This is a genomic window from Acidobacteriota bacterium, assembly GCA_028874215.1.
In the GTDB taxonomy this organism is placed as follows: Bacteria; Acidobacteriota; UBA6911; order RPQK01; family JAJDTT01; genus JAJDTT01.
In genome coordinates, this window is record JAPPLF010000082.1 from 26,374 (window position 1) to 33,339 (window position 6,966).

Genomic DNA, 6,966 nt, shown 5'->3' on the forward strand with positions numbered 1-6,966 from the left:
CGCCTTGACGGCGGCCAGCGGCCGCCATGACAATGGACCAACGTTCTGGGCCTCGGATGTCACTCTACGGCGTGGAAGTCGCTCAGTTCGGGTAGCTTCCGTCGCCGCTACCACCATGTTCGCTCCGGGAGGACGAAAACCCATGAATCGAATCCCAATCTGGCTGACGCTGTTCTTGCTGATCTTTCCTGCCTGCCAGCAGGCGTCGCAGGAAGCAGAGCAAGAAAAGATGGATCACCGCGTGACGGTGAAGATCGACCGGCTGGTGACCATCGTCCCCGCAGGCGCGTCCAAACGGGCCATGATGGCCATGGCGCGGCATCCCGACGGGACCATCTACCTGGCGCTTCAGACCGATCCGCCTGCCCTCTATTCGAGTGCGGACGATGGCGAGAACTGGAACTCCTCGCCGGTGGACCTCGGCCGGCCCCACCAGGTGGTGCAGGGAATGGGCGTGAACCGGAAGGGGAGGATCTTCCTGGTCCACCAGACCAGCGGGGAGCACCCGCCGAACCAAAAGGAGCTGCGTCTCTACGGCCAGGACCTGTTCGTCTCGTACTCGGACGACGGCGGGAAAACCTGGACCGGGTCGGAGACCGACTTCACCAGGTTCGGGCCGGGGACGCCCAACATCAAATTCCATGAGGATGGAAATCGGGCCGTCATCGAACAGCCGGACGGCACCCTTCTGTTCAACACCACTGTCGTTTCCAGTGAAGAGTACAAGAAGAAACATCCACCCACCGATCCGGTGGGTCCACCCAACTTCTTGTATGGAGGCACGCCGGACGACTTTTTCGGGGACGTGGTCTTGCGTTCCACCGACGGCGGCGTCACCTGGGGGGAACCGGCCCGGGTCAACACCGACCTGAACGCCCACGAGTCGACGCTGGCCATCGGTCCCGGAGACCCGGACCACGTCTTTGTCATGACCCGGATCCAGCGCCTGGGCCGGCCCGGGGAGGACGGCGCCAAGATGATGATGGAGACCGGGAACCCCATGCACTACTACAAGCAGGGGGCGCTCTTCGAATCGAAGGACGCCGGCCGGACCTTCCAGTTGGCGCCCGGTGGAATGACCGAATGGTACGGTCACCGGGGGACGGTCGATTGGACCCCCAGCAACGTCGTCGTGGTGACCCATGCCTGGGGGCACGCCGGAAATACCCGCAGAGCGGCGCGAATCAGCCTGGACGGCGGACAGACCTGGGTCGACGGTACCCGCTCCGGGACCCCGCTCATGAACCGGTCCAAGAAGTTCCTGCTGGCTCCCGTGGCCGGCTTCACGACCCCGACCGTCGAGATCTCCCCGGGGCGCTTCATCACGGCTATTTACCACTACTCACACATCGAGTCGGTCCCGGACGATCTCAAAGGGGTCGTCGCGGGCGTCTTCTGGACTCTGGAGAAGATGGGCGGGGAATGAGGCAGCGGACGCGCCCATTCCATCCCGTCTGCGGGAACGAAGAATGATCGTAGATGCGCACCTCCACGTCTGGCGTTCGGCTCCCGACCACCCCAATCCCGGCGCCACCATCGTCAGTCCGACGTCGGACGTCCCGGTGGAGCTGCTCCGGCAGTACATGGATGAGCACGGTGTGGACCGGGCCGTCGTGGTGCAGCCTCTTTACCCGGGCGAGGACAATTCCTACGTGGCCGACTGCGCCGCCGCGGAACCGGACCGCTTGGCGGCGGTGTGCTACGTGGACCCGCGGCGGGAGGGCGCGGACCGGCGCCTTCGCTACTGGGTCGAGGAACGGGGTTGCCGGGGCCTGAGAATTCGCCCCAACGTTCCCGGCGAGGATGTGACCTTCGGCCGGCCCGCTTCGTATCCGGTCTGGGAAGCCGCCCAGGACCTGGGAATCGCGGTCAACCTGCTCATGAGGATGGACCATGTTCCGGCCCTGGCCGGGTTGGCGGAGCGGTTTCCCCAGGTTCCCCTCCTCATCGATCACATGGCCTATCCCGACGTGACGGCCGGAACGGGCGATCCGGCATTCCAGGCCCTGCTGGCGCTCAGCCGGTATCCTCAGGTATCGGTGAAGGTCAGCGGCTACTACTACCACTCCCGCCAGGCGTGGCCGAACCGGGACTGCCATCCGTTCTTCAGGGCCTTTTGCGAGGCCTTCGGCGCGGATCGGCTGATCTGGGGAAGCGACTTCCCCCACGTTCTGCTCAAGTGCAGCTACGCCAGTGCTTTGGGGCTCCAGGAGCGCTTCTACACGGAACTGGAACCTGCAGAAATGGCCGCCGTCATGGGAGGGAACGCCGCCTCCGCGTACTGGCCGGATTCCGGTTCGGGGTAAGGTCCAGCCTGGGTTTCGACCGGGTCGCGGGCTTGTTCCGGAACCACCCAGGAAGTAAAATTCACGGCTTGAATTTTCCGGGCAGGAGAGGTGTCCGAGTGGTTTAAGGAGCACGCTTGGAAAGCGTGTGTACGGGTAACTGTACCGCGGGTTCGAATCCCGCCCTCTCCGCCATTTCTTCATCCAAAGACATCCAAAACAGTCCAATATAGTCCATATAATGAGTTACTTACGCTGATTTCTTGTCCAGATCCGTCCGATAATATCTCTTGACATCCGGGGGCATCTGGGGGCAATAATTGGGGGCAGGTTAAATTACACCAAAAGGAGTTGCCCCATATGCCTCTCACCGACATTGCTATTCGTCACGCTAGACCCCCCGAAAAGGCCAGAAAACTGTTCGACGGAGGTGGCCTGTATTTGGAATTATCCCCCCGCGGCAACAAGTGGTGGCGGCTGAAGTACCGCTTCGCCGGCAAGGAGAAACGCATCTCTCTGGGCGTCTATCCTGCAGTGTCTCTGAAGGAGGCGCGGCGACGGCGCGCTCAGGCCCGCGAACTCTTGGCCCGAGAAATCGATCCCAGCGAGCACCGCAAGGCGCAAGAAGCCGCGAAGAAGCAGCAGTCGGCGAACAGTTTCGAAGCTGTGGCTCGGGAATGGTTCACCAAGCACACTCCCAACTGGGCGGTCAGTCATGCTAACCGGGTCCTGGGCCAACTGAAGCGAGATATCTTCCCGTGGATGGGTCGCCAGCCGATTGTCGGCATTACCGCCCCTGAGTTGTTGGCCGTTGTTCGTCGGATCGAGCAAAGGGGAGCTCTGGAAAGTGCCCACCGGGCGCTTCGGATCTGTGGCCAGGTGTTTCGCTATGCGGTGGCCACCGGAAAGGCGAAGCGTGACCCGTCCGGTGACTTGCGGGGCGCGTTGCCGCCGGTTAAGAGAACCCACTTCGCCGCCCTTACGGAACCGAAGCAGGTCGGCCCCTTGCTGCGAGTCCTGGACGGCTACCAAGGGACGCTGATCGTGCGTTGCGCCCTGCGCATCGCTCCCTTGGTCTTCGTGCGGCCCGGGGAGCTACGCCACGCCCAGTGGTCGGATATCGACCTGGAGGCCGCTGAGTGGCGTTACACCGTCAGCAAGACCGACATCCCGCACATCGTTCCCCTTTCTCGACAAGCGGTCGAGATTCTCCAGGCGCTACATCCTGTGACGGGCCATGGACGTTATGTGTTCCCAAGTGCTCGCACTCCCAACGGAGCCCGGCCAATGAGCGAGAATGCCATTCTGGCCGCCCTGCGGCGTATGGGTATCGGCAAGGAGGAGATGACGGGCCACGGGTTTCGGGCGATGGCGAGAACGATCCTGGATGAAGTATTGGGATTCCGTCCCGATTTTATCGAGCATCAATTGGCCCACGCGGTGCGGGACCCCAACGGCCGGGCCTACAATCGCACGGCCTATCTCCCGGAACGGCGAAAGATGATGCAGGAGTGGGCCGACTACCTCGATCAACTGAAGGCTGATGTCGTTCCGATGCATCCAAAGCGACTGGATCAAAACTGAGGAATCCACCTGAGCGGTGGTCTCTAATGCCAGCTTGTTTCCCGTCGAATAAACCGGTAACGGTTCCTTCCTTTCCATTAGAGAAGCGGTTGATGCTTCGGAAACCGGTTTTGAGGGACCCCTCATTCCCTGCAATCTCTTTGCTGGCCAAGCTCCACAGCACACTCTGTAGTCCCTTCCTACGGCGCCGCAATCGCCCTTTCCCGCCAGTTCGTTCAACACGCTGGTGATGGTCTCGTTTTCGCCTTCGGCGGAGTAAGTAGTCGGAGCGGGGAACCTGTTCAAAACCTGAAGCGGGAAGAAATCCGGACCTCACCTACCGCCGCGAGGTCCCACCCAAGACATCCAGAGATCGCCTGAAAGGGAAGGGAACCGGCTTTCAATCTCCTGGGCGGCCTGTGGCGAGCGGCTTTCAAAGAGTGCCCGGGGTGGGAGTCGAACCCACATGGAGGCAGTACCTCCACAGGATTTTAAGTCCTGCGCGTCTGCCGGTTTCGCCACCCGGGCTCTTTGATCCGTCGCACGATTGTGGCCACAGACGACCACAGAAGATATCACCGTGGTATCTACGGAGAGCCGACGCGTTTGGGCTGGGTCGCACTTGGCATATATTGGCGGCTGCTTGCTTCGTTGACGACAGGCAGCGGGTCTAAACAACCGTCTGGTGCAGCTTCACCACACCCATTAAAGACGCGGTAGACCTTCCCGGTCTTTGTATTGTGAAGCCATGCGAAGCTAGCGTTCTGGGAGGACGTCAGTTGCCACTCCCCGGGCGGCGCTTGTGCTGCGACGGGGTGCATGCACGGTGGGAAGATACCGCCAACCAGCCACCCGACCAATAGACATCCAGCGCCGAAAAAAACACTCACTCTAGGTTTCTTCATCTTGTCCTTCTCCTTTTTCCACTTACGGCCGACGAATCCGTCTCCAGCCGCCAGAGAAGATCCCGGCGAGGGTTTTCTCCGGAGTGTATTCTCAACCCACGAGATCCTGATTCCGGACCCGCACTCCCGGAAGAGGTGCGATCCTCATGCTCTGGCGTCGCCGAGTCCCACCCCCCGAACCCCGGACGGTCCTGGAGACCTTCGTCCGGCGGATTCTCGGCCAACTCCGCAACCGCCGGTCCCCCTGGCAACAACACCAGCCGTCCGAGGACCGGATCTGGCCCGAGCATTTCCCTTCCTGCCAACCCTACACCGGGGTCCAGGGACTTCACATTCTCTGCCGGGCCGCCGAGCGGGGATACTCGGACCCCCGCTGGGGCACCCGGGACCGGATCGAAGCCGCCGGGGGCCGGATTTCCAAGAACCAGACGGGCGTCCTCCCCCTCCCGGCCGGGGACCTTGATTCCCCGCCGGTGGAGGACGGCTCCGAAGAGGGCTCGGCCGCTCTTTTCAACGTCGAGCAGACCGAGGGCCTGTTCCTCCCGCCGCGCGACGACCGGGACCCGCCTTCCTGGGAGGTATACGAACGGGTCGAGCGCCTTCTCGAAGCCAGCGGCGTCAGCCGCCACCACGAACCCGGCGACCAGGCCGGCTACCACCTGGGAGAGGACCGGATCGTCCTCCCGCCGCCCTCCCAATTCGTCGGCGCCCAGCGCTATTACCAGACCCTTCTTCACGAACTCGGCCACGGGACCGGCCACCCGGACCGGTTGAACCGACCGGGCCTCGCCGCCGCCCTTCGGGACGGGACCGCCTTGCCTGCTGCCGCCCGCGAGGAGCTCCGGGCCGAGATCGCGGCCCTGATGACCGGCGTCCGGATCGGCCTCGGCCACCGGCCCCGCAATGGGGAGTTCTACACCAAGCACTGGATCCAACTCCTGGAGTCCGATCCCCGGGAACTGGTCCGGGCCGCTGCCGACGCCTGGCGCATGAGCGAGGCCCTGCTCTCCGGCGCCCGCGAGATCAAGGAGCGGACCACCGAGCCGTCCTCGGTCCGTTCCGACGTCCGGGAGGCGCCACGGATCCGTCTCCGCCAGATTGCCCCGGTGCTCGCCTCCCCTCCGCTCCCCGCTCTGGAACCGCCCCGTCCGGCGCCGGGCTCCGACGTGCTGGAGCGCTTCGGCTGGCACGGACCCGAGGCCGAATGGATCGCCCTGGTCTGCCGCCACGGCGGCTGGTTCACCCGCGCCCAGTTCTGCGCCCATTTCCGCTGCCGGAGAAACCGCGCCCTGCGCTTCGTCCGCCTCCTCCTCAGACGCCGCCACGGTGTCGAGGAGGACCTCGACGGACTGCCCACCACCACGCGACTCGTCCGCATCGCCGCCAAGGCCCTGTACCGGGCGCTGGGACTGGAGCGCGTCCCCCACCCCGGGTCTTCCGCCTGGGTCCGGCTCCGCCGGCTGCTCTCGCTCGATTACGTCCTCGATCACCCCCAGCGGCAGTGGCTTCCCACCGGGCGGGAGAAGGCCTGGGCGCTCGAAGCGCTGGGCCTTTCCCGGCGGCTGTTCCCTTGCCGGCACTATGCCGGCCATGCCCAGGGGCGGAGCCGCTACTTCCCCCGCAAGCTCCCACTGGCCCTGGAGGAGGACCGGGCAACCTTCGTCTACGTCGATCCCGGCCGGGACACCGACTCGGAGATGCTCTCATGGGGGGCGGAGCACGCCCGGCTCTGGGCCGCGCTGCGCGCAAAAGACCACCCGGTGCACGTCGTCGCGGTGGCCCGCGACGGCCTCCGGCAGGAGCGGGCCGGGAAGGTCCTGCGGCGCTGGTCCCCCCCGGGTCCCGAGGCCGAGTTCGAGCCTCTGTCCCCGGAGCAGGAGCAGACCATCCGCCGCATCGGGCAGGCCGTCGGTGCCAACGACCAGGAATACCTCGCCCACTACGGCGGCTTTGTGAAAGCCATGGACCACCGACAGGCGTTGCTGGAGCGGGCCACCGCGCCCATGCGCCAAGACCGCATCCGCATCGACCGGGGCCGGACCTGGCTCTCGGCCCGGATTCCAGCGGATACCGGGGGAGTGTTGTGGATCGCCTAAGGGGCCGCGCGCGCCCGGTCCCGGGTGGAACCTGTGCACGTCGTGGACCCACGGGCTGCGAAGAGCACGGAAAGTCCCATTGACGGCAATGTGGCGGACCGCTCCCGGGCCGTGTTC

At 64.4% G+C, this 6,966-nt stretch carries 4 protein-coding genes and 2 tRNA genes; 5 read left to right on the top strand and 1 reads right to left on the bottom strand.

Annotated features, from left to right (window positions below):
• The first annotated feature begins 142 nt into the window (after positions 1 to 142).
• The 4 genes from OXT71_16555 to OXT71_16570 all read left to right on the top strand — a co-directional run bounded on the left by OXT71_16555 (position 143) and on the right by OXT71_16570 (position 3,869).
• Entirely contained in the window at positions 143 to 1,426 is a 1,284-nt protein-coding gene (locus tag OXT71_16555; protein MDE2928008.1) for a sialidase family protein, read from the top strand.
• Positions 1,427 to 1,469: 43 nt separating this feature from the next.
• Entirely contained in the window at positions 1,470 to 2,306 is an 837-nt protein-coding gene (locus tag OXT71_16560) for an amidohydrolase family protein (protein MDE2928009.1), read from the top strand.
• Positions 2,307 to 2,390: 84 nt separating this feature from the next.
• Positions 2,391 to 2,480, top strand: a tRNA-Ser gene (locus OXT71_16565).
• Between the two features lie 165 nt (positions 2,481 to 2,645).
• Positions 2,646 to 3,869, top strand: a complete 1,224-nt coding sequence (locus OXT71_16570) for an integrase arm-type DNA-binding domain-containing protein (protein ID MDE2928010.1) — start codon at positions 2,646 to 2,648, stop codon at positions 3,867 to 3,869.
• 420 nt (positions 3,870 to 4,289) lie between these two features.
• On the opposite strand, the gene OXT71_16575 is transcribed toward OXT71_16570, so the two are convergent.
• Positions 4,290 to 4,376 (bottom strand) — tRNA-Leu (locus OXT71_16575).
• A gap of 523 nt (positions 4,377 to 4,899) precedes the next feature.
• Between OXT71_16575 and OXT71_16580 the strand changes: the two genes are divergently transcribed.
• A complete protein-coding gene (locus OXT71_16580) occupies positions 4,900 to 6,849 on the top strand; it encodes a zincin-like metallopeptidase domain-containing protein (GenBank protein MDE2928011.1) in 1,950 nt (649 codons plus the stop codon).
• Positions 6,850 to 6,966 lie beyond the last annotated feature (117 nt).

Excerpts from the sequence above, each read along its gene's own strand:
- OXT71_16555 (MDE2928008.1), top strand. The coding sequence starts at position 143 with ATGAATCGAATCCCAATCTGGCTGACGCTGTTCTTGCTGATCTTTCCT.
- OXT71_16560 (MDE2928009.1), top strand. The coding sequence starts at position 1,470 with ATGATCGTAGATGCGCACCTCCACGTCTGGCGTTCGGCTCCCGACCAC.
- OXT71_16570 (MDE2928010.1), top strand. The coding sequence starts at position 2,646 with ATGCCTCTCACCGACATTGCTATTCGTCACGCTAGACCCCCCGAAAAG.
- OXT71_16580 (MDE2928011.1), top strand. The coding sequence starts at position 4,900 with ATGCTCTGGCGTCGCCGAGTCCCACCCCCCGAACCCCGGACGGTCCTG.